Consider the following 20,887-nt stretch of genomic DNA (forward strand, 5'->3'; position numbering starts at 1 on the left):
GCATGGATCGCATCACAGCTGCGGCAGGTCAGTGTTCGGGTGATCGGGTGCCTCGAACCACGGGCATCCGGCATCCCCGGCGAGCCATTCCCTCAATCCAAGTGACGTTGGAGCGGGTCAACTCTCGACAGCGTTCCCGAGATCCGGATTCTGGCGTCGACCACGGTGAGTTCGTCGCCCACGCAGATCACCGGATTCAGGTCCATCTCGGCCACTTCGGACCAGTCGTCGAGGAGCGCACCGACCCGGACCACCAGATCGCACAGTGCCGGGCGAGAGACGACCGGTGATCCGCGGTGTCCATCGATGCGCGGAGCCGACCTCAGTCGGTCGATGATGTCGTCCGCTTCCCCGACGGTCAGAGGTGCCAGCCGGAATATCTGGTCGGCGACGATGTCAAGGAGTGCGCCTCCCGCGCCGAGCATCACCACCGCGGTCCGAACTGCGCGTGTTGAACTCCACCGATGATCATCTCCATTCCCGGCGAGACCATCGGCTGCAGGACCACGTGTCGTGGGCCGGGTCCGGCGGCACAGAGTTCGACGAATGCCCGCCGAACGGCGGCTTCATCGGGCAGACACGATCGGACCCGGCCGAACTCGCCCTTCTGCGTGCCCTCGGACGCCGGCTTCATCGCGACCGGATAACCCAGCGCACCGGCGGCGTCCACCGCCGCACCCATTTCGGACACCACCCTTTGCCGGCACACAGGCAGTCCGTAGCACGCGAGCAGTTCGGCGATGTCGTGTGCTCCGAGCCACCCCGGTGCTGCGCCTGACGCGCGGTCGAGGATGAGCCGGGCCGCCCCCGACTTGATCCCGCTCGGGCGGAGGATCCGATCCCCTGGTGTCCCGCGGATCCTGGCATAACGGCGGGCCACGGCGAGAGCTGCCGCGGCCGGTTCGGGAAAGGTGAAGACCGGAAGCGACCACGTCGATCCCTTCAGGGGGACCGAGTTCGGTGCCGCACCGACCTCGGTGCAGATCACCGGTTTGGTCGCTGTCGAGGCGGTTTCCGCGATGCCGGCCATCATGGTCCGCGGATTGGACATGGACGTCTCGGTGAACACGGCCAGCACCGCATCTACTTCAGTGGCCGCCAGCAGTACCGCCATTGCGGCGCCGAACTGACCGGGCGGCACGGTGACCCCCAGGTCGACAGGATTGCGGCAGGACGGTGCCGTTGGAACCTGCGCGCGCAGCAGCTGTTCGGTCTCCACCGACAGAGTGGTGACCGTCAGGCCCCCAGATTCGGCGGCATCTGCAGCCAGAACTCCTGGTCCACCGGAATTACCGACAATGGCGACCCGGTCGCCGCGAGGCAGCGGCTGATCCACCAGCACCCTGACAGCATCGAGCATTTCCTGCATCGTGATGACCCTGACCACACCCGCCTGTAGAAATAGAGCATCGACCACCGCATCGGCCGCCGCCGCCGCGGCAGAGTGCGACTCGCCCGCCGGTTGTCCGGTGGCGAATCTTCCGGCCTTGATGGCGATGATCGGTTTTCCGGAGGCCACCCGGCGGGCGATCCGCGCGAACTTCCTCGGGCTGGGAAACGAGTCCAGATGCAGGGCGATGACCCTCGTCCGCGGGTCGTCCTCCCAACTCAGCAGGAGATCGGTAGTGCCGACGTCGGCCATATTACCCACCGATACGAACTGGGAGGCTCCCATTCCGCAGCGTTCAGCGGCTGACAGCACAGCGATTCCTATTGCGCCAGAGTGCGTGACCAGACCGAACTGTCCCTGCTTCACGAACGATGATCCGAGTGTGACGTTCAGACGTACGGCCGGGTCCGTGTTCAACATCCCCAGGCAGTTGGGCCCGATCAACCGCATACCGTACCGACGGACAATGGCGACCATCTCCTTCTGTCGGACTGATCCCCGCGTCCCGCATTCGGCGAATCCGGCGGTCAGCAGCACGACGCCGTGTACGCCTCGTTCCCCGCACGAGCGGAGAACCGCGGGCACCTGATCGGGCGGCACGGCGACGACGGCCAGATCGGGTGGAGCCGCGAGCTCGCCGACGGTCTTGGACGACTGCACCCCCAGCACCTGGTCGCGGTGTGCGTCCACCACGTAGACCGAGCCGGTGTAGCCGCCGGCGATGAGGTTGCGGAGCACCTGGTGGCCGACTGATTTCGTCCTGACACCGGCGCCGATCACCACGACCGATCTTGGTGCCAGCACATACCGCAGGCTCGCGACATCGGCCGACCGGTCACGGGCATCGACCGCAGCGAGCGCCCGCTCGTCGACCGTCAGGTCGATCGCCAGGTGCACGCCGCTCCGATCGGACTCGAAAGCCGTGTGGTAGCCGAGCTCTCGAATGACTTCGAGCACCGCCGCGTTCTCATTCAGCACGTCGGCGACGAAACGCCTGATGCCGTGCCGACGAGCCAAGTGCGCCAAGCGCTCCAGCAGCAACGTGCCGATACCCTCACCCTGATCGGAGTCGGCGACCAGGAGCGCAACCTCCGCAGACGCTCCGTCCAACCGCTCGAACACGGCCAGCCCGGCGATCCTGCTACCCACCCACGCGGCCAGCGCCTGACGGTCCGCGCCACCTGGTCGGACCACAGTGGCCAGATATCGATCGGCAGCGGACCGATTCACGTTGAAGAACCGCAGGTACAGGGACCGGTCCGAGGCCGCAGCATGCAGTGCGCGCAGTGCCTCCAAGTCGTCCGGCAACGCTGTCCGGATCCGAACGAGACCTCCGTCCAGACGAACGGCGTCGATCTCTGTCATCACTCAGACGCTCCGCTGCCGGCGCCCGGCCACGTAGGGTCGTATGCCCCAGGTGCAGGGGACTTTCGTCCTGCAAGGGTCCAATGACCCCGCGGTCCGCTGCGCGGATACCGCAATGAGGGCCGGCTCGAATCATGCGACACTATCCATGCAACCCACCTCACCCGCCGTCGATGACCGCGGCATCGAGGAAGCAGGGGACCGGGAGAGGGTGTCATGAGCTGGATACAAGCAATCGCCCTCGATCTGGACGGAACAATCTCCTCGAACGACGACGTCTCGCCCACCGTGATGGAGGCCCTGCGGGTCGCTCGCTACCGCCGTGTTCGTCTGCTGCTCGTCACCGGCCGGACGGTCCGGGCGGTGCGAGAGGTTTTTCCCGGTCTCATCGACGTCTTCGATGTCGTGGTCGCCGAGAACGGCGCGGTGTTGTTCGTCGACGGCGTGGGCCGCCTGCTGGCCGAACCGGTCAGCCACACACTCTCGGATGCGCTGGAGGAAGACGGAATTCCCCTGCATCGCGGCGAGGTACTGCTGGCCACCTCCGCGGCCCACGATGAGGCGGTATTGCGCAAGATCACCGACCTGGGCCTCGACTGCGCACTATTGCGCAACCGCGGGGAATTGATGATCCTTCCCGCCGGCGTCTCCAAAGGTTCAGGACTGCTCGCCGCCCTCAACCTGCTGGGCCTCTCGTCGCACAACGTCATGGCAGTCGGCGACGCGGAAAACGATCATGCGATGTTCGAGCTGGCCGAACTGGCCGCAGCCCCCGCCAATGCGGTTCCTTCGATCAAGGAGCACGCCGACCTGGTGCTCCCCCTACCCAATGGGGAGGGAGTGGCGGAATTGTTGATGGGAGTGGTCACGTCCGGCGAACAACGACCGGTCTCTGATCGACGCCAGATGCCGATCGGAACTTTCCCCGACGGCTCACCGGCATTGGTCCCGTCAGGGAACGCCACCGCCATCGTCGTGGGCGGCAGCGGCCGAGGTAAGTCTTATCTGGCCGGTCTGATGGCCGAGCAACTCATCGACCGCAGATATCAGATTCTGTTCATCGACCCACAGGGGGAACAATCAAGTCTGCGTGACCAACCGGGGGTTGATATCATCAAGGTCGCCGTACCGGCCGATGCGCGACGGTCGGTGGCCGGCCTTCGTTCCGGTCACACCGTGGTCCTGGATCTGTCGTCCGTCGACCCGGATCAAGTACCCGATGTACTGCGCAGCCTGACCGAGCCGATCGCCGCGCTGCGAGCCGAATCCGGGATCCCACAATGGATCTTCATCGACGAGGCCCACGACCTGATGGGCTCCGCCGGTCCGCTTCGCACCCTGTTCGACCCCACAGCGGGGGGTCACTGCCTGATCACCTATCGCCCCGAACAGTTGAGCGCAGAGGTCCTGGCCGATGTGGACATCGTACTGTCGGTCAGCCCCCCGATCGATCAGGTGATGGGCACCATCAATCAGCCTGCATCCGGGTTGCCGTTCGCAGTCAACGGACAGGCGTCGATGCTTCGCTCCGACCGGGCCGAGTCGGCACAGCCTTTCATCATGGCGACCCGATCGAGCGCGCACCAACGTCATCAACGCAAGTACGCCCAGAATGTGATGGCGGTAGGGAAAGGCTTCCGATTCCGCACGGCCGGACCACAAGTACTGCCCGAAGCACGGTCCGTCGAACAGTTCCGAGCCCAATTGCAACAGGTCGGGCCTGACACGCTCGGATGGCACCTGAGCCGCGGCGACCTGTCCCGATGGCTGGCAGAAGTCGTCCAGGATCGTGAACTGGCCGACCACGTCGCCCGGCTCGAGAGAGATGTCGCCCGACGTCAACAGACCGAGATCAGCAGAGCTCGCCATGAAATCATCCGCGCCATCGACGCTCGCTACTTCAGTGGACCCCGGGTTGCCGCCGCCCGCATGTAGAACCGCGACCGCCGATGCTCCGCCGCCCCGGGTGACCGGTGGAGGCCGCTACTGGGAACAGGTCCTACCGAACTGGGAACAGGTCCTACCGACCGGGGAGTGAATCACGATTCCACGGGTACGTCGGGGACGATCACGACCACGCACGGAGCGCCGTTGATGCTTGCCTGGCTGACCGAACCGAGGATTCGGCTGTGATGCCGTTGGCCCAGCACCAGCATCGCGGCGCCCGTGGCGGCCTGGGTGAGTTCGGCGCCGGCGTCACCCCGGACGACTTCGGTCACGATGCGCACCAGCGGTTCGTCGTGCAACTCGCGTTCGCGCAGGAGGGTCCCCACCGTTTCGTTCAATCGGTCTCGTGCATGCTCGTCGTCGGGCCCGCCGACCGGTCGTACGTCGGGTCGGCCCCAAGGACCGGAACGGCGCCACACGTGGATCGCCAGGACCTCACCGCCCCGAAAGGCGGCCTCGGTCGCGGCAAACCGCAGAGCGGACATGGACGCAGGATGCTCGTCGATACCCACGATGACACGAAGGCTCTGCGCCATGAACATTGGCGGTCGCGCGGACGCCGAATCATCGCTACCGGTGCTCATCACTCAAGTCTGTGGGGCAAGCCGCTGAACCGATAGTGCCGAGTGGACCCCGGTAGCCGGGACCTTTGCCCTCATCAGTCTGAAAAGTTGCTGGTATCTTCAATTGATAGACATTGCTGGATGTGAGGCCGACGGAACGGACCGGGGGCGGCCCGGTCCGGGCAGCCATCCGTGGCGAGGAGGAGTTCAGATGAGTGCGCCGCTCTACCAGCTCAAAGCCGAGTTCTTCAAGACGTTGGGCCATCCCGCCCGCGTGCGGATCCTGGAGCTGCTCGGCCAGCGCGAGCACGCGGTGGCCGAGTTGATGCCGGAGGTGGGAATCGAGGCCACCAACCTGTCGCAGCAGTTGGCCGTGTTGCGGCGCGCCGGTCTGGTGGCGACCCGCAGGGAGGGGTCCTCGGTCTACTACTCCTTGACGAGTCCGCAAGTGGCGGAGCTGCTGGCCGTCGCCAGACAGATTCTGACCGGCGTGCTCTCCGGCCAGGTCGAGCTGCTCAAAGACCTGCGCACACCGGTGAAGTCGACGAATGATCAGCCCAGGAAACGTAGACGCGCGACACCCACGCCGGTCGGATAATCGGCACCGGGCTTCTCCGGTCCGTCCCCGATCCGCACCTGCTGCAGAGGGGGTCGCGGCCCGCCTACCGCCAGAAAAGGAAAATCAAGTGCTCGCTCTGTGGCAGAAGATCCGCACCAGTGGTCGGGCCGCTGAGCCGGCGCTGCCGGCGCCGGTCGGTGATCCTCCTCCGGTGACCGCCGAGTTGGGCGGTTCGGTGCAGATCAGACATGTCGACGCGGGTTCCTGCAACGGGTGCGAGGTGGAGATCGCGTCGGCATTCGGCCCGGTGTACGACGCCGAGCGCTACGGCGCACGGTTGGTGGCCTCCCCCCGGCACGCCGACGTCCTACTGGTCACCGGGGTGGTCACCCGCAACATGACCGAGCCGCTGCGACGCACCTACGAGGCCGTATCGGAGCCCAAAGCTGTTCTGGCCATTGGCGATTGCGCCCACAACTGTGGAGTCCTCGCCGGGGCGCACGGTGTCGCGGGCGCGGTCTCGGACATCATCGCGGTGGATGTGTCGGTGCGTGGCTGCCCGCCCCGGCCCGAGGCGATCATCGAAGGAATCCGCAGGCTGACCGGCCGATGAACCTGACTGCCGTCGCCCTGGTCGTCGCCGTCGGTCTGGGGCTGTGCGCCTCCGTGGCAGGATCCCTGTGCCCGCGCCGGATTCGCTGCACCGTGGTCGGAATCGGGACGGCGGCGTGTGGCGGCGCTGCGATGGTGGCCGGGCTGGCGGCCATCGGCGGGCAGTCGGCCTCGGTGCAACTGCCGGATCTGTTGCCACTGGCCGGGGTCTCGATCGCGATCGACCCGCTGGCCGGGGTGTTCGTCGCCGTGACCGGCGGGGTCGCCGTGGCCACCGGCATCTACGGCATCGGCTACAGCCGGCACGGGTCGGACGGGCGCGGCGTGCAGTCGGCGTTCCCGTTGTTCGTCGTCGCGATGCTGCTGGTGCCGGTCGCGGCCGGCGTGGGGACGTTCCTGCTGTGCTGGGAGCTGATGGCGTTGACCTCCCTGCTCCTGGTGGTCGCCGAGCACCGCACCCGCCCCGAGGTCGCCTCTGCCGGGCGCTGGTACGCGGTGATGACCCACCTGGGGCTGGTCGCCATCCTCTCCGGGCTGCTGGTGTTCGCCGCCCACTCCTCCTCCGACTCGTTCCCGGCGCTGCGCGCTGCAGCACAGCACCTCTCGCCCGCCGTGAGCGGCCTGGTCTTCGTGCTGGTCCTGGTCGGCTTCGGTTCCAAGGCCGGGATCGTGCCGTTGCACGCCTGGCTACCCCGCGCCCACCCGGAGGCGCCCAGTCACGTCTCGGCCCTGATGTCCGCAGCGATGGTGAACATGGGGATCTACGGGATCGTGCGGGTGGGCCTGGACCTGATGGGCGGTGGCCCCCGCTGGTGGTGGCTCCTGGTCCTGGGCGTCGGGGCCCTTTCGGCCCTGTATGGGATCCTGCAGGCTGCCATCAGTACGGACGTCAAGGTGTTGCTGGCGTACTCCACGACCGAGAACATGGGCCTGGTCCTGGTCGGAGTCGGGGCGGCCGGCATTTTCCACTCCGGTGGCGATCAGGTGCTGGCCGGTCTGGCGCTGGCCGCGGCGTTGTTGCACGTGATCAACCACGCGGCGTTCAAGACGCTGCTCTTCCTGGCCGCCGGATCCATGCTCCACGCCACCGGCACGCGCGATCTCGACCTTCTCGGCGGCCTGCGACCGGTGATGCCGGCCACCACGGCCGCATTCGGTCTCGGCGCCCTGGTGGCCTCGGCGCTCCCGCCCGGCGCGGCCTTCGTCAGCGAATGGCTGTTGCTGCAGGCGCTCATCCACGGACTGCCGACGGCCGGGGTGGCCACCGCGATCGCGATGCCGCTGGCGGTCGCGGCCGTCGCACTGACCGCGGGCCTGTCCGTGGCGACGTTCGTCAAGGCCTTCGGGGTGGGCTTTCTGGCCCGTCCGCGGAGCAGGCCGGCGGAGAACGCGGTGGAGAGTCCGCCCAGCATGGTCGGGGGCATGGCGGTGGCCGCCGCCGGATGTGTGGCCCTGGCCCTGATGCCGACTGCGCTGCTACCAGGTCTGGGGCGGGTGGGTGCCGCGCTGCTGGGAGCGGGCTCGCCGGTGACCGAAGACGCGATCACCGTGCACCTGGTGGGCGCGGCGGGGACGCTGTCGCCGCTGATCCTGATCATCGCAGTGGTGATCGCCCTGGTGCTGTCGGTCGGCGTGGTGCGGGCCGTGGCCGCTCGTCCCGCCCGGCGGGACACCCGGTTGTGGGACTGCGGGGCCGGTCCCCTGTCGTCGCGGATGGAATACACCGCAACGTCTTTCGCCGAACCCCTGCAGCGGGTGTTCGATGATGTGCTCCGGGCCGAGCAGGACGTCGACGTCACCCACTTCGCCGAGTCGAAATACCTGGTGCAGGCCGTGGAGTACCACCGGAGGGTCCCCGACCGCGTGGAGCGCCGCCTGTACGACCCGGTCCTGAAGGTGGCCGCGGCCTGGGGACGGATCGGACCCCGCCTCGCACCGGGCAGCATGCACCGCTACCTGGGCTACGGTTTCTACGCACTGCTCGCACTGCTGATGTTCCTGGTGGTGAGCAGATGAATGCGCCGGCGGCCGCATCGGCGATCCTGCAACCCGTCCTGGTCGTGGCTCTCTCGCCATTGTTGGTCGGAATGATGCGTCAGATACGCGCCCGTCTGGAAGGGCGCATCGGGCCCGGCGTCCGGCAGCCGTGGCGGGACCTGCGGAAGTTGATGCGCAAACAGCCGGCCAACCCTCGTGGTTCCAGCGAGGTCTACCGCGTCGCGCCGCTGCTGCTGCTGGCCACCACGCTGGTCGTCTCGGTCGCCATTCCCTTCGTCTGCACCGTGTCCCTGCTCGACCCGATCGGTGATCTGTTCGCAGTCATCGCGCTGCTGACGCTGGGCACCGTGGCACTCGCGCTGGCCGGTCTGGACACGGGCACGGCGTTCGGCGGGATGGGGGCGAGCCGGGAGACCACCGTGATCGCGCTGGTCGAGCCAACCCTGCTGGTGGCCATCTTCGCCCTGTCGGTACGCGTGGGGTCCACCAACCTCGGCGCCATCGTGACCTCCACCCTGCAGGACCCGGCCCGGGTGCTGTCACCGGTCAGCCTGCTCGCAGCGGTCGCGCTGGCGGTGGGCATCATCGCCGAAACCGGACGGCTGCCCGTCGACAACCCGTCCACCCACCTGGAACTCACCATGATCCACGAGGCGATGGTGCTGGAGTACGCCGGTCCCGACCTGGCCATCGTGGAACTTGCCTCGGCGATGCGCCTGACCGTGTTCCTGGGTCTGATGGCCAACCTGTTCCTGCCCTGGGGCATCGCCACTTCCGGCGATCCGGTGCTGCTGCTGCTGGCCGTCGTCGCCTTAGGGGCCAAGGTAGCCGTGTTGGCTGCAGCGCTGGCCGTTGCCGAAGTGTTCCTGGCCAAACTGCGGCTCTTCCGCGTCCCGGAACTGCTGGCGGGATCCTTCGTGCTGGGGCTGCTGGCCGTCGCAGCCTCCTACTTCCTGGCCTGAGATCCCATGCCCAGCCGCCGCTTGCCCGTCAACCCGAGGAGAACCGTGAGACCGAGTCGCTGCCGGAGGCACCGATGAGCACGACGATGTACGTCGGGCTGCTCGACATCGCCTGCGGTGCCCTGCTGCTCACCGCGGTGGTCATCCTGTGGCGCCGCGAGATTTCCTCGGTCATCACGCTTTTCGCTGCGCAGGGCGTCGCGTTGGCCGCGATGGTCGGCATCCTGGCCGTCGAACAGCACGACGCCGAGCTGGGTGCGGTCTCGGTGGGTCTGTTGATCCTTCGAGCCGGGGTGCTGCCCGGGCTGCTGCGACGTGCGCTGGCCGCCGGTGGGCAACGCCAGCGGGAGACCCACCCGTTGGTCAACGTGGTGTCCTCGCTGCTGGCCGGCGCCGCACTGACGTTGCTGGCCTACGCGGTCAGCCAACCGCTGATCGCCCTGGCCCCGTCGCCGGCGGCCCACGCGATCCCCGTCGGTCTGGCCGTGGTGCTGATCGGATTCTTCATCCTGATCAGCCGCCGGCTGGCCCTCTCGCAGGTGGTCGGATTCCTGTTGATCGACAACGGCATCACCACGACCGCCTTCCTGACCACCTCCGGCGTGGGGCTGGTCATCGAGCTCGGCATCTCGATGGACGTGCTGCTGGTGGTCATCGTGCTGCAGGTGTTGAAAACCCACATGCGGGCCGCTTTCGGTGCCACCGACCTCGACGAGCTACGCGAGTTGCACGACTGATGATCACCCTTCTGATGCTGGCCCCGATGGGGGTTCCGGTCGCCGCTGCCGGGCTCTATGCCGCCGTCGGGTGGCGACCCGGTACGCGGTGGGTCAGCGCGGGCAGTGCCGCCGCCATGCTGGGCGCCGCGATGCTGACCTGCGTGCAGGTGGTCCGTGCCGGTCCCAGGGTGGCCATGGGTGGTCTCTTCCGGGTCGACGCGTTGAGCGGCTTCATGCTGTTGGTCATCGCGATCGTCGCCCTGATCGCCACCGCCGCGACACCCGCGCACCTGCAGGAGGAACTTCGAACCCGCCGGATGAGCGTGCAGACCTGCACCCAGCACAGCATTCTGGTGCAGCTGTTCCTGGCCGTGATGGCGGCGGCCGTCCTGGCCGCGAACCTCGGCATCATGTGGGTGGCGATCGAGGCCACCACCGTCGTCACGGCCTTTCTGGTCGGTCAACGCCGCAGCCGCGCCGCGGTGGAGGCGGCCTGGAAATACGTGGTGATCTGCTCTACCGGGATCGCTCTGGCGTTGCTGGGCATCGTGTTGCTCAACGACGCCGCCCGGCACCTGACCCGCCCGGTCGGGCTGGACTGGACCGGACTGATGGCAGCGGCACCCCACCTGGACCCCGGCGTCACCCGCATCGCCGTCGTCCTGCTCGTCCTAGGCTTCGGCACCAAGGCGGGCCTGGCCCCCCTGCACGCGTGGCTGCCCGATGCCCACAGCCAGGCGCCGGCGCCGGTGTCCGCGCTGATGTCCGGGGTGCTGCTGTCGGTGGCGTTCTACGCGATCCTGCGCACCAAGGCGATCGCCGACATCACCCTGGGCCCCGGCCTGACCCGCGGGCTGCTCATCGTGATCGGGCTGGCCTCGCTCGCCGTCGCCGGGTCGCTGCTACTGGCCCAGCGCGACCTCAAACGGATGCTGGCCTACTCGAGCATCGAGCACATGGGCCTGATGGCGCTGGGGGCAGCCATCGGCACGCCCCTGGCCCTCACGGCGGTCCTGCTGCACATCCTCGGCCACGGCCTGGCCAAGAGCGTGCTGTTCCTGAGTGCGGGACAAGTTCTGCAGCGCAACGGAACCACCCGGATCGAGGCACTGACGGCGTTGGCGGACCGGGAACCTGCACCGGCCGCCTGCATCGGACTGGGTGTGCTGGCCCTGATCGGGCTCCCGCCGTTCAGCCTGTTCGCCAGCGAGCTCGGCATCTTCCGGGCCGGCTTCGGCGCGCGTCTCGGCTGGGTGATGGCTGCGGCCCTGATCCTGGTCGTGGTCATCGCTGCCGCCCTGTTCAACCTCACCAGCCGGATGCTCCTGGGCAGATCGACCGAACCCGGTGTGCCCTCCTCCGAAGGATCCGTCGGGGCAACGGTCGCAGCCGTCCTCACCCGGCCAGCCACCGACACGGTCATCATGGTCGGTGCGCTGGTCGGATGCGCAGTGATCGGCATCAGCAGCTGGCCCCTTTCCCATCTGCTGCAACTCGCGGCCGCCACCCTGACCGGAGCCCCATGACCGCCCTCGACCCACACCCGGCAGCACCCCCTCCGCGCATCCCGGCCGACCACCGGCGCACCGTCTTCGACATCGCGGCCGACCAACTGCCCGACCACGCCGGCGCCCTGCTGCAACGAAATTTCCGGGTGGCGCTGATCGCCGGGCACGACGACCCCGACGGCCTGCGCGCGGTCTACCTGTTCACGCGTGAATCCGACGACCTCCGGGTGGAATTGCACGTCGCGATGAGCAGGGCTCATCCGCATCTGCCAAGCCTGGCCAGGATGTCGTTCCCGGCCGGCCGGTTCGAACGGGAGATGCGTGACCTGTTCGGCATCGTCCCCGACGATCACCCCCAACCGGCCCGCATGGTGCGGCATTTCCACTGGCCCCGTGGGTGGTATCCGATGCGGGCCGCCGCCGGCGCCCCGCCGCCGTTCGACGCCGTCGACGGACCTTTCGAGTTCCGCACCGTCGAAGGTCCCGGTGTCTACGAGATCCCGGTCGGACCGGTCCACGCCGGCATGATCGAACCGGGCCACTTCCGATTCTCCGTGGTGGGGGAAACCATTCTCAACCTGAAGGTCCGCCTGTGGTTCGTGCATCGCGGCATCGAAAAACTGTTCCAGGGGCGCACCCCCGCGCAGGGCATCGAGCTGGCCGAACGGATCTCCGGGGACACCTCGGTCGGCCACACCGTGTCGTTCTGCCTCGCTGTCGAAGACGCCCACCAAATGCCCGTCACGGCTGGGGTGCAACAGATCCGGGTGATCCTGCTGGAACTGGAACGGCTCTACAACCACATCACCGACATCGGGGCGTTGTGCAACGACACCGGCTACGCCATTCTCAACGCCCATGCCCTTCGTCTCCGTGAGGAACTCCTGCGCATCAACGACGACGTCACCGGTCACCGACTCCTCCGCGGAGCAGTGGCCCCCGGTTCGACCCTCGTCAGGTCACTGCCCGATCCGGGTCAGCTGACCCGCATCGGCCGGGACGTCCAATCGCTGGTGTCGCTGGCCCTGGAGCACAGCGGCGTGCTGGACCGCTTCACCGGTACCGCGGTGCTCACCCGCCAGCAGGCCGTCGACATCGGCGTCCTCGGATACGCGGCGCGGGCCAGCGGGCTGCAGGTCGACGCCCGCCGGGACGTACCCGCCGCGAACATCTTCCACCCGAAGCTCGACCTCGTTCACACCGACGGTGACGTGTTGTCCCGCTTCATGATCCGGGCCCAGGAGTTCGGCGCATCCGTCGACGTCATCAACGCTCTGGTACGGCTGCAGCCGCGGGGTGCGGCGGCGGCTGCGCCTCTGCTGCCGACCGACGGACCCCGCTCCGGGGTCGGAATCGTCGAGGGTTGGCGCGGGACCATCGTCCACCGGATCGAGTTGGCCGCCGAGGGGACGCTGAGCCGGGTCAAGGTGGTGGACCCGTCGTTCTTCAACTGGCCCGCGTTGCCCGTGTCGCTCCAGAACACCATCGTTCCCGACTTCCCACTGGCCAACAAGAGCTTCGGCCTGTCCTACGCCGGCAACGACCTCTGACGTTCGTCGCCACCGGCCGGCGGCCGGTCGATCTCGACGCGCGGTGACTCGGGCTCGGACACCTCGACCGCGTCGTCCGTGGCCAGACCGAACCAGAATCCGGACACGTCGGGTTGACCGGCGAGAAAAGCGTTCCCGGCGAAGCCCGAGCCGTAGCTCCAGATGGTCCGGGCCTCCGGGAACCGGGCGATGTACTGGACGGTGTCGCACGGCCAGGCCACGTCCGCCTGCCCGGTCCGGCGGGGTGCACCGACCGAGTGGAGGCACCGAACGAAATCTGTGTCCCCACCGAAGAAGCCGATCTCCGCGTGATGGTCCTGCGCCATCATCGACATGCACAGCACGACGTAGGCCGAGTCGGTGATCTGGACCCCCTGCACCGGCGGACCGGCGGGGGTGGCCCGGGTCCGGAAGGGGACGACGTACATGGTCCGCCCCTTCATCGCACCTCGGAACTCCTCGGTCAGGATGATGCGCATGTCCACCGGCTCCATCCAATGCGCCCACCCCGCAGCGGCCGGTGTCCGCGCGCAGACGTAGGAGTGCCGTCCGACCTGCGCGGCGTCGGCCGGGTCGGGTGCGCAGCGTAGGGCGCCGGTGGGCCCCGGCACCGGGACCAACGCCCCGGCCCCGACCAGCATGGCGGTCAACCGCTCGCGCTCGGCGGGTGATCCGTCGCAGAACACCACCGACTGCGGAGTGGTCAATGCTGCGACCTCCCGCGCCCAGGCGTGTACCCCGCCGCCGGCCTCCGACGGCCGGGGGTGATCGATGAGAGCCGCAGTGGACATGGTTTCTCCTTGTCGCGGCGCTTGCGCACCGCATGGACGACAGATCGGAGCTACTGGGTTCGGCTTGCGATCCGATGTTTTCGATGCAAAGCCCGGGTGGTGACCGCGCTGATGATCTCCACCAGTTGTGCATCCGGCAATTCCGCCAGCGGAGCATTTTCCGGGGCCCGCAACGCCAACGCCTTCGCGCAGCTGTGGAACACCTGGATGTCCATCACGGGGTCCACCGAGTCGAGGACTGCGCGCAGCATCCCCGGCATCGTCAGGGCCGTGCACAGCTGACCGACGGGACTGATCACCACCGGATGCCGCCGGCCCATCTGCGCCGGGGACGACGGACCACCGATCAGGTCGATGATCACATCGGCGTCGAAGGCCAGGCGGTTCAATCCGAAATCGAGCGCGTCGACCGGATTCCAGCTGTCGATCTCGCCGATCCCGGCCACGGCCAGCAGCGGCCCCAGCAGCGGTGCGGTCTGCGCGCCGATGATCATCACCCGGCCGAGAGCTCGGGGCCGGCCGGCTCGTCGCAGGCTGGTCAGGACGCCCGCGACCATGCTGACCGCTATCGCATCCTGTTCGGTCAGCACCACCGGACCGCCGCACGCCGCCATGGCTCGTTGCAGCAGATGTGCCCGCCCCGGCGACACCCCGGCCAGGAAGATCACCTTCACCGTGTCGGGCAGGTCGCGCAGTCGCCCGATGAACTGCAGTGGATCTCCCGCCCGGATCACCTTCGTCAGCACCACTGCGTGGGCGAACCGTTCGATCTGTGCCGAGGCGATGGCCAACCTGGCCGCGGCCGAGGTCCGATGACTCTGGTCGTACGCCGCCAGGCTGCCGTCGCTGATCACCGCTATCCCGCTGCCGCGGACGGTCGGCGACCACGCCGCCGCGGCCGTCACTGCTGATGCCATCGTCATCGCGATACCGGCATGCCCAGGGAACACACGCCCGCTGCGGTGTCGCGGCGGAGACCCACGACGAACGCCCGCGTACCGATCAGGGCCTCGATCCGGCCGGGCTGATCTCGCCGGCGATCCAGGATCCGGCCTCGATGTCGTTCGCGGCCGCACGATCCATCAGATCCCACAGCCGGGCGCGGTACATGCTGCCCGCGGCCTCGTCACCGACCCGTTCGGCCTGCTGCAACGCCAGCGCGGAATCTGCGACCTGCTGCCGCAGCACAGCCTCGAACGCGCTCATGGCCACTCTTCCGCCTCACCTCGTTGTCAGTCCAATATGTGCGTACTTGCAGGGTTTGGCAAGTCTGAGAACCGTGATGTAGCAGACAGGTTGCCGGTCGGGGGAGGGAAGGGCTTGCCTGACGGTGAAACCCACCTCGTCGGCGATACCGGTCAACCCTGGAGTGTGGCTGCGTGATCGGGAATGACGGTGAACTCCTCCCGCGGTGGCCGGGTGTAGTCACCGATCGGGGGACGGGCCGGAATCTTCACGGTTGGTGGTTCGCGGTGTTCGTAGCTGATCGTGGACAGCAGATGGGCGATGACGTTGACCCTGGATCGTCTCTTGTCGTTGCTCTCCACCACATACCAGGGTGCCCCCGGAATATCGGTATGCACGAACATCTCGTCCTTGGCCTTGGAATACTCCACCCACCTGCTGATGGACTGCAGGTCCATGTCGGATAGTTTCCATCGACGCATCGGGTCCTTCTGCCGAGATTTGAAACGCCTCTCCTGCTCCAGATCCGATACCGAGAACCAGTACTTGCGCAGGAGTATGCCGTCCTCGACCAGCAGTCGCTCGAAGATCGGTGCCTGGTGCAGGAACTGCCGGTACTCCCCACTCGTGCAAAAACCCATCACACGTTCGACGCCGGCCCGGTTGTACCAGGACCGGTCGAAGAAGACTATTTCCCCGGCTGCGGGCAGATGCTCGATGTAGCGCTGGAAGTACCACTGCGTCCGTTCGCGTTCGGTGGGGGCCGGAAGCGCCGCGATCCGACACCATCGCGGGTTGAGGCGTTCGGTGATGCGCTTGATCGCCGAACCCTTGCCGGCCGCGTCACGGCCTTCGAAGATCACCACGACGCGGGCCCCGGTGTCCCGTACCCACTGCTGCAGGGTGACCAGTTCGATCTGCAGGCGGATCAACTCCGCCTCGTACACCTTCAACCCGAGCTTGACCACCGAGGATGCGTCATCGGCCACTGCAGGTTGATGAACGATCTTCATCCTGCACATCCATCGAACACTCTGCGATACATGATGGGTCCCTCCGGCGGACGATGGCCTGATCAGAATCCGCTCTCGGGAACTCGTCCCGATAGGGCCGAAAGTCCTGTCGGCGCCCAGCCCGCGGACCAGGACCATCGACCCGGCACAGGAGGACCTTCGATGCTGTTGGGACCGAGCACGGGGCCGGAGCATGGTCCCTGCGCACCCACGCCGGACGTCCGCCCCGATCGAGACGAGAGCACCATGCGACACGAGAACACGCTGCGACACGAGACCACGCTGCGGGACGAGAGCCCCCGGTGCGAGAAGCTGCTCAACCCCTGCACCGTCGCTCCGCTCTTCGCAACCCAGGCCTCGGGTCACGGCGGCCGCACGACCGTCGGTCCGGGGAGCCGCGGTACCGCCGTGGGGCAGACGATCCTCGAACTTGCTGCCGGCGCGGAATTCTCCCAGCTCCAGGACCCCGACCAGGCGACGATTCTCGTGCAGGTGCTGTCCGGAAGGGTCGAACTCGCTGCCGACGAGGCCAGCTGGCTCGGCGGCCCGGGGGACCTCCTGATCGTGCCGCAGCCCGAACACACCCTCCGGGCCCTGGAGCCCTCCGCCGTCATGTTGACCGCAGTGCCGCGCGTCCGGTCCGCACCCCGGATCCGCAGCGCCGCAGCGCAGATCGCCGTCGTCCCTACGCAGAAGGCGACCCGCGTTCCGCGGTGGAGGTCCCAGCTGCATCTCGGCTTCCACTGACCGGAGGCGGGTCCGGGCGCAGCGAGATCTCTGGCGTCCCGAAGATCGAAGCCCCCCGGTCGGTCAGCCCGCCAGGCGGGGCTCCTGTTCCGGGCGCCCATGCGCGTGGGGGTGCCATCGGCGGTGGGAGAACAGATAGATCACCGGCAGGGTGGCGAGCAGCGGCCCGATGATCGCCACCGGCCGCAGCAACCACCAGTTCAGCGTGGGTTCCACCGCCTCGATCCGCAACCCGAAGATCGACCATTCCACCGCCCGCGACAGGGCCATGCCGGTCGTGTGGAACAGGAACAGGGGTAGTGCGAACCGGGTCAGCACGGCGGTCGACCTGGCGAACCAGCCACCGGCCCCCAGGTGACGCACCACGAAGGGCCTGATCAGTTCGGCGACGCCGACCTGGAACAGGGTCAGCGCAAGGATGCAGACCGTCGGCGGAGCCATGTTGGATCCCTCGCCAGGCACTCCCACCATCGATCCCGGATACAGCCCGGAGCCCACCAGGCCGACCAGAAGGAACAACCCGAGGAACGTCAGAATCCAGGCCAGCCTGCGAGATCGCGTCGACTGGAAGCCCCAGTCCGGCTGATCGTCCGGCTTGCGAGGGTCGCCCTCCGTCCCGGACAGGCGCCCGTGGAAATACCCCATCTGGAAGGCGAACCCCCAGACGAACACCATGTTCAGCCATTCCACGTACGGGATCTCGAAGCGGAACCGCAGGATGTCGACGGCGACCGCGAGACCGGCAAGCCACACCAGGACGAGAGCGCCATACCGCCGGTGCAGCCAGACGCTGACCGGCATCAGGGTGATCAACAGCAGGTAGGTGGCCACGAACCAGAGCGGGGAGACCACCATCAGCACGGCCGTGCCCATCCAGTGCAGGTTGAACACCGTACCCACGACGATGCCCAGGATGATCCAGGTCACCAGCTGAGCAAACGAGGGCACTGCCAAGGACCTGGCCTGTCGGAGTGCGAACTGCCAGAGCCTGTCCCCGCGCGCCGCCGCCCTCTGCCAGGCCGTCAGATGCACATAGGCACCGATGTAGAAGAACACCGGGAGCACCTGCAGCAGCCAGGTGAAGATCCAGATGCCGGAGGTGAAGCCCAGTGGGCTCGTCGCCGTCGGCCCGCCGGGACGCCAGATCAGGATCGTGAAACACCAGTGCCAGAGGATGACGACCATCAGCGAGAACGACCGCAGGAAATCAGCGTAGGGATCCCGCCGCGGCGCCGCGATCGATGTTTTCGGTGCGGTCATCCGACCTCCCGGAAAATGCTCGGTCTCGAACAATCCTTTCGCCGCAGCAGCGGAAGGTGCCGATGAAGACCACCATAGGATCATGGCCCCCATCACGTCGTCCGAATCTGTGCCCTGGCAGGAAACCAGCGAGTATTTCGAAACCCGGCCGCCCCGCTCGCGCCGCTGGATCGCCCTGGGCGCCATCATCCCGCTGCTGGCCCTGAGCAACGTGATGTCCAACCGTCTGCTCCCGGAGTGGGCCTACGTGCCCTGGAATCTGGCGGTCGGGATCACCCTGCTGATCATCGCCCACCGCGCCGGTGAGGGGCCCCATGCTGTCGGTCTGCAGATCCGGCACTGGCACCGGCCGGTGGGAGTAGGTCTTCTGCTGGTCACCGGCGTCGCGCTCATCGTGGGGCTCGGCATCGCCATCCCGGCCACTCGATCCGCTTTCCTGGACTCCAGGGCAGCGAGCCCGTCGACGGCCACCATGCTGTATCAGACCCTGGTTCGCATCCCGCTGGGCACCGTGTTCCTGGAGGAGGTCGCCTTCCGGGGCGTTCTGCCCGCACTGCTCGGCGCCTCGCCGGCACTGCGCTGGCGGTGGGGTCCGGTGCTGGGTGCGTCCGTGATGTTCGGACTGTGGCACATCCTGCCCTCGCTGGGCATCGCCCACGGCAACAAGGCAGTCGCGACCGCACTGGGCGGCGATCAGCTGGTGGCGACCCTGCTGGCCGTACTCTCGATGATCGCGGCCGGCGTTCTGCTGTGTGCGTTGGTGCGACTCGGCAAGGGCATCAAGACCACCATGCTGGTCCACTGGTCGACGAATTCGCTCGGTTTCCTGGCGGCCTGGCTGGTCATCAACCATTGACAGGGCAGCACCCCTGATCCGTTGCAAAGACACGACGCTGGAGGGAAGTCCCGCGCCCCCGATGGTATTTCGGCCGAGCAATCGGGCCTTTGTGCCCTGCCGGCCATCAACCCGACGGCCGAGAGTGAGGGCCATGACCAACACACTGAAGCGAACGGATGCCGAACTCAAGAGCGCCGTCATGGATGAACTGTCCTGGATCCCCAGTATCAACAGCAGTCACATCGGCGTCACGGCCGACCACGGTTCGATCACCCTCACCGGCCAGGTCGACAGCTACCCGCAGAAGGTGCTCGCCGGCAAGGCCGCACTGCGTGTCCGTGGGGTGAGCGCCCTGGCCCAGGAGATCACCGTGCACAGCCTCTTCTCGACCGTGACCGACACCGACATCGCGCGCGAGGCGGTCGAGGCCCTGGACCGCGGGATCGACGTGCCGGACACCGTCAAGGCCTCGGTGCATCTCGGTGCGGTCACACTGACCGGTGAGGTCCGGTGGCACTACGAACGAGAGGCGGCGATGTCAGCGGTGCATTTCCTGCGAGGCGTCACCGGGGTCCACAACCAGATCACCATCCGGCCGAGTGTGTCGGTCACCGGGGTCAAGGCCGAGATCGAGTCGGCGTTCATCCGTAACGCCCAGTTCGAGGGCGAGCACCTCAAGGTCAGCACGGACGTGGCAGGCCACATCACGCTCGAAGGAAATGTTCGTTCGTGGGCAGAACGCCGGCAGGCGGAGGCCGTTTCCTGGTCCGCACCCGGCGTCACCCGCATCACCAACAAACTGCACGTGCAGCAGTTCTGACACCCCAGCGCCGGAAGGTTCGTCGAGCCCATGATTGCATTGCTCCTGCTGGCGGTAGTCGTCGGCGCATGCTATTTCACGCGTTACCTGTTGACCTCCGGTGCCGGCCCCCCCGTTCGACCGACCACCGCGGAGTCGGGACAAGCGCTCGCTAGCCGGGGATCCGGCGTGGAGTCCACCCGGTGGACGGCGCTCGACGATCACCAGCTCAATCGACTTCTCGACGAATTCTCGCCGTGATGGAACGCGCCTGATCGAACCCACCACAACACCAAGGATCATTTCATGACGCAAGTAGCGAAGACATCGGATACCGACCTCAAGAATGCTGTCGTCATCGAGTTGTCCTGGCTCCCGAGCATCGACAGCAGCCACATCGGCGTCACTGCCGACGACGGCGCCATCACCTTGACCGGGCAGGTCCACAGCTACCCGGAAAAGGTCGCGGCCGGAAAGGCCGCGCTGCGGGTCAAGGGGGTGCACGCGCTGGCCCAGGAGATCTCCGTCCACACCAAGTGGACCACGCGGACGGACACCGATATCGCGCGTGAAGCCGGCGAAGCCCTGGAACGCGCGGTCAATGTCCCCGACACGATCAAGGCAACGGTGGCAGCCCGGGTGATCACCCTTACCGGAGAGGCGACCTGGCACTACCAGAGCACGGCCGCTGCCTGGGCCGTCCACACCATCAAGGGTGTCGTGGGCGTCCATGATCGCGTGCAGATCCGGTCCGGCGCCGTGCTCGCCAATGTCAAGGCCTCCATCCAGGCCGCCCTCGTCCGCAACGCCCGCTTCGAGGGCGACTACATCACCGTGATGACCGATTCCGGTGGGGGCATCACGTTGGAGGGCGTCGTCCGCTCACCCGGCGAACGGCACCAGGCGGAACTGGTGGCCTGGTCGGCTCCGGGCATCACCTCCATCACCAACAACCTCACGATCCAGTACTGATCCCTGCTCCTCGACCGAAACCACGCCCACCGGGCAACCTTCCGACGGAACCTGCGCATGGCTCGGTACGTTGCGGGGGTAGCCACGGCGGGCGACGGTCGCCCGCGAC

20 protein-coding genes are annotated in these 20,887 nt (G+C 67.2%); 12 read left to right on the forward strand and 8 right to left on the reverse strand.

Annotated elements, in window-relative coordinates; translation table 11 throughout:
* Nucleotides 1-92: 92 nt before the first annotated feature.
* Both H7F38_RS19010 and H7F38_RS19015 read right to left on the reverse strand, forming a co-directional pair.
* Nucleotides 93-425 (reverse strand): acetate--CoA ligase family protein, encoded by a 333-nt coding sequence (locus tag H7F38_RS19010; protein WP_187091284.1) that lies wholly within the window; start codon nt 423-425, stop codon nt 93-95.
* Nucleotides 425-2,755 carry a GNAT family N-acetyltransferase gene (locus tag H7F38_RS19015; protein WP_187091285.1) on the reverse strand — a complete coding sequence of 777 codons (2,331 nt, stop codon included), beginning with the start codon at nt 2,753-2,755 and terminating at the stop codon, nt 425-427. The genes H7F38_RS19010 and H7F38_RS19015 overlap by 1 nt, the downstream gene beginning before the upstream one ends.
* 216 nt (nt 2,756-2,971) lie before the next feature.
* Between H7F38_RS19015 and H7F38_RS19020 the strand changes: the two genes are divergently transcribed.
* On the forward strand, nt 2,972-4,690 hold the full coding sequence (locus H7F38_RS19020) for an HAD hydrolase family protein (RefSeq protein ID WP_187091286.1): 1,719 nt from the start codon (nt 2,972-2,974) through the stop codon (nt 4,688-4,690).
* Nucleotides 4,691-4,794: 104 nt separating this feature from the next.
* Here the strand turns inward: H7F38_RS19020 and H7F38_RS19025 are convergent, their stop codons facing one another.
* A complete protein-coding gene (locus H7F38_RS19025; RefSeq protein WP_187091287.1) occupies nt 4,795-5,286 on the reverse strand; it encodes a universal stress protein in 492 nt (163 codons plus the stop codon).
* 190 nt (nt 5,287-5,476) lie between these two features.
* Here H7F38_RS19025 and H7F38_RS19030 point away from each other — a divergent pair, with 190 nt between their 5' ends.
* The 7 genes from H7F38_RS19030 to H7F38_RS19060 all read left to right on the forward strand — a co-directional run bounded on the left by H7F38_RS19030 (nt 5,477) and on the right by H7F38_RS19060 (nt 13,173).
* Nucleotides 5,477-5,863: a helix-turn-helix transcriptional regulator gene (locus H7F38_RS19030; RefSeq protein WP_187091288.1), complete on the forward strand. Its 387-nt coding sequence runs from the start codon at nt 5,477-5,479 to the stop codon at nt 5,861-5,863.
* A gap of 88 nt (nt 5,864-5,951) precedes the next feature.
* A complete protein-coding gene (locus H7F38_RS19035) occupies nt 5,952-6,437 on the forward strand; it encodes an NADH-quinone oxidoreductase subunit B family protein (RefSeq protein ID WP_222618176.1) in 486 nt (161 codons plus the stop codon).
* Entirely contained in the window at nt 6,434-8,452 is a 2,019-nt protein-coding gene (locus tag H7F38_RS19040) for a proton-conducting transporter membrane subunit (protein WP_187091290.1), read from the forward strand. Before H7F38_RS19035 ends, H7F38_RS19040 begins: the two co-directional genes overlap by 4 nt.
* Complete coding sequence (locus tag H7F38_RS19045) at nt 8,449-9,396, forward strand: respiratory chain complex I subunit 1 family protein (protein WP_187091291.1); 948 nt, start codon at nt 8,449-8,451, stop codon at nt 9,394-9,396. The genes H7F38_RS19040 and H7F38_RS19045 overlap by 4 nt, the downstream gene beginning before the upstream one ends.
* 74 nt (nt 9,397-9,470) lie before the next feature.
* Nucleotides 9,471-10,133 (forward strand): hypothetical protein, encoded by a 663-nt coding sequence (locus H7F38_RS19050; protein ID WP_187091292.1) that lies wholly within the window; start codon nt 9,471-9,473, stop codon nt 10,131-10,133.
* Nucleotides 10,133-11,641, forward strand: coding sequence for a proton-conducting transporter membrane subunit (locus H7F38_RS19055; RefSeq protein WP_187091293.1), 1,509 nt, complete (start codon nt 10,133-10,135; stop codon nt 11,639-11,641). The genes H7F38_RS19050 and H7F38_RS19055 overlap by 1 nt, the downstream gene beginning before the upstream one ends.
* Complete coding sequence (locus tag H7F38_RS19060) at nt 11,638-13,173, forward strand: NADH-quinone oxidoreductase subunit C (protein WP_187091294.1); 1,536 nt, start codon at nt 11,638-11,640, stop codon at nt 13,171-13,173. The genes H7F38_RS19055 and H7F38_RS19060 overlap by 4 nt, the downstream gene beginning before the upstream one ends.
* Here the strand turns inward: H7F38_RS19060 and H7F38_RS19065 are convergent.
* The 4 genes from H7F38_RS19065 to ppk2 form a co-directional block, all read right to left on the reverse strand.
* On the reverse strand, nt 13,152-13,964 hold the full coding sequence (locus H7F38_RS19065) for a hypothetical protein (RefSeq protein ID WP_187091295.1): 813 nt from the start codon (nt 13,962-13,964) through the stop codon (nt 13,152-13,154). The two genes, H7F38_RS19060 and H7F38_RS19065, sit on opposite strands and share 22 nt — an antisense overlap.
* Before the next feature lie 50 nt (nt 13,965-14,014).
* Nucleotides 14,015-14,881, reverse strand: a complete 867-nt coding sequence (locus H7F38_RS19070; RefSeq protein ID WP_187091296.1) for a hypothetical protein — start codon at nt 14,879-14,881, stop codon at nt 14,015-14,017.
* Between the two features lie 85 nt (nt 14,882-14,966).
* Nucleotides 14,967-15,170: a hypothetical protein gene (locus H7F38_RS19075; RefSeq protein WP_187091297.1), complete on the reverse strand. Its 204-nt coding sequence runs from the start codon at nt 15,168-15,170 to the stop codon at nt 14,967-14,969.
* 152 nt (nt 15,171-15,322) lie between these two features.
* Nucleotides 15,323-16,162, reverse strand: coding sequence for a polyphosphate kinase 2 (gene ppk2, locus H7F38_RS19080; protein ID WP_187091298.1), 840 nt, complete (start codon nt 16,160-16,162; stop codon nt 15,323-15,325).
* A 246-nt stretch (nt 16,163-16,408) separates the two neighbouring features.
* Between ppk2 and H7F38_RS19085 the strand changes: the two genes are divergently transcribed.
* The gene (locus H7F38_RS19085) at nt 16,409-16,909 is read left to right on the forward strand and encodes a hypothetical protein (protein WP_187091299.1); all 501 of its coding nucleotides are present in this window, start codon (nt 16,409-16,411) and stop codon (nt 16,907-16,909) included.
* A 63-nt stretch (nt 16,910-16,972) separates the two neighbouring features.
* On the opposite strand, the gene H7F38_RS19090 is transcribed toward H7F38_RS19085, so the two are convergent.
* Complete coding sequence (locus H7F38_RS19090; protein WP_187091300.1) at nt 16,973-18,169, reverse strand: acyltransferase family protein; 1,197 nt, start codon at nt 18,167-18,169, stop codon at nt 16,973-16,975.
* An 82-nt stretch (nt 18,170-18,251) separates the two neighbouring features.
* Here H7F38_RS19090 and H7F38_RS19095 point away from each other — a divergent pair, with 82 nt between their 5' ends.
* From H7F38_RS19095 to H7F38_RS19105, 3 genes are all read left to right on the forward strand, one after another.
* Nucleotides 18,252-19,025, forward strand: a complete 774-nt coding sequence (locus H7F38_RS19095) for a CPBP family intramembrane glutamic endopeptidase (RefSeq protein ID WP_187091301.1) — start codon at nt 18,252-18,254, stop codon at nt 19,023-19,025.
* Nucleotides 19,026-19,158: 133 nt separating this feature from the next.
* On the forward strand, nt 19,159-19,827 hold the full coding sequence (locus H7F38_RS19100) for a BON domain-containing protein (RefSeq protein WP_187091302.1): 669 nt from the start codon (nt 19,159-19,161) through the stop codon (nt 19,825-19,827).
* Between the two features lie 285 nt (nt 19,828-20,112).
* Complete coding sequence (locus H7F38_RS19105; protein WP_187091303.1) at nt 20,113-20,778, forward strand: BON domain-containing protein; 666 nt, start codon at nt 20,113-20,115, stop codon at nt 20,776-20,778.
* Nucleotides 20,779-20,887 lie beyond the last annotated feature (109 nt).

It is taken from the genome of Nakamurella sp. PAMC28650 (genome assembly GCF_014303395.1).
Taxonomy (GTDB): domain Bacteria; phylum Actinomycetota; class Actinomycetes; order Mycobacteriales; family Nakamurellaceae; genus Nakamurella.

Excerpts from the sequence above, each read along its gene's own strand:
- H7F38_RS19075 (WP_187091297.1), bottom strand. The coding sequence starts at position 15,170 with ATGAGCGCGTTCGAGGCTGTGCTGCGGCAGCAGGTCGCAGATTCCGCG.
- H7F38_RS19050 (WP_187091292.1), top strand. The coding sequence starts at position 9,471 with ATGAGCACGACGATGTACGTCGGGCTGCTCGACATCGCCTGCGGTGCC.
- H7F38_RS19055 (WP_187091293.1), top strand. The coding sequence starts at position 10,133 with ATGATCACCCTTCTGATGCTGGCCCCGATGGGGGTTCCGGTCGCCGCT.
- H7F38_RS19095 (WP_187091301.1), top strand. The coding sequence starts at position 18,252 with ATGGCCCCCATCACGTCGTCCGAATCTGTGCCCTGGCAGGAAACCAGC.
- H7F38_RS19085 (WP_187091299.1), top strand. The coding sequence starts at position 16,409 with ATGCGACACGAGAACACGCTGCGACACGAGACCACGCTGCGGGACGAG.
- H7F38_RS19060 (WP_187091294.1), top strand. The coding sequence starts at position 11,638 with ATGACCGCCCTCGACCCACACCCGGCAGCACCCCCTCCGCGCATCCCG.
- H7F38_RS19100 (WP_187091302.1), top strand. The coding sequence starts at position 19,159 with ATGACCAACACACTGAAGCGAACGGATGCCGAACTCAAGAGCGCCGTC.
- H7F38_RS19045 (WP_187091291.1), top strand. The coding sequence starts at position 8,449 with ATGAATGCGCCGGCGGCCGCATCGGCGATCCTGCAACCCGTCCTGGTC.
- H7F38_RS19040 (WP_187091290.1), top strand. The coding sequence starts at position 6,434 with ATGAACCTGACTGCCGTCGCCCTGGTCGTCGCCGTCGGTCTGGGGCTG.
- H7F38_RS19070 (WP_187091296.1), bottom strand. The coding sequence starts at position 14,881 with ATGGCATCAGCAGTGACGGCCGCGGCGGCGTGGTCGCCGACCGTCCGC.
- H7F38_RS19025 (WP_187091287.1), bottom strand. The coding sequence starts at position 5,286 with ATGAGCACCGGTAGCGATGATTCGGCGTCCGCGCGACCGCCAATGTTC.
- H7F38_RS19030 (WP_187091288.1), top strand. The coding sequence starts at position 5,477 with ATGAGTGCGCCGCTCTACCAGCTCAAAGCCGAGTTCTTCAAGACGTTG.
- ppk2 (WP_187091298.1), bottom strand. The coding sequence starts at position 16,162 with ATGAAGATCGTTCATCAACCTGCAGTGGCCGATGACGCATCCTCGGTG.
- H7F38_RS19065 (WP_187091295.1), bottom strand. The coding sequence starts at position 13,964 with ATGTCCACTGCGGCTCTCATCGATCACCCCCGGCCGTCGGAGGCCGGC.
- H7F38_RS19010 (WP_187091284.1), bottom strand. The coding sequence starts at position 425 with ATGCTCGGCGCGGGAGGCGCACTCCTTGACATCGTCGCCGACCAGATA.
- H7F38_RS19105 (WP_187091303.1), top strand. The coding sequence starts at position 20,113 with ATGACGCAAGTAGCGAAGACATCGGATACCGACCTCAAGAATGCTGTC.
- H7F38_RS19015 (WP_187091285.1), bottom strand. The coding sequence starts at position 2,755 with ATGACAGAGATCGACGCCGTTCGTCTGGACGGAGGTCTCGTTCGGATC.
- H7F38_RS19090 (WP_187091300.1), bottom strand. The coding sequence starts at position 18,169 with ATGACCGCACCGAAAACATCGATCGCGGCGCCGCGGCGGGATCCCTAC.
- H7F38_RS19020 (WP_187091286.1), top strand. The coding sequence starts at position 2,972 with ATGAGCTGGATACAAGCAATCGCCCTCGATCTGGACGGAACAATCTCC.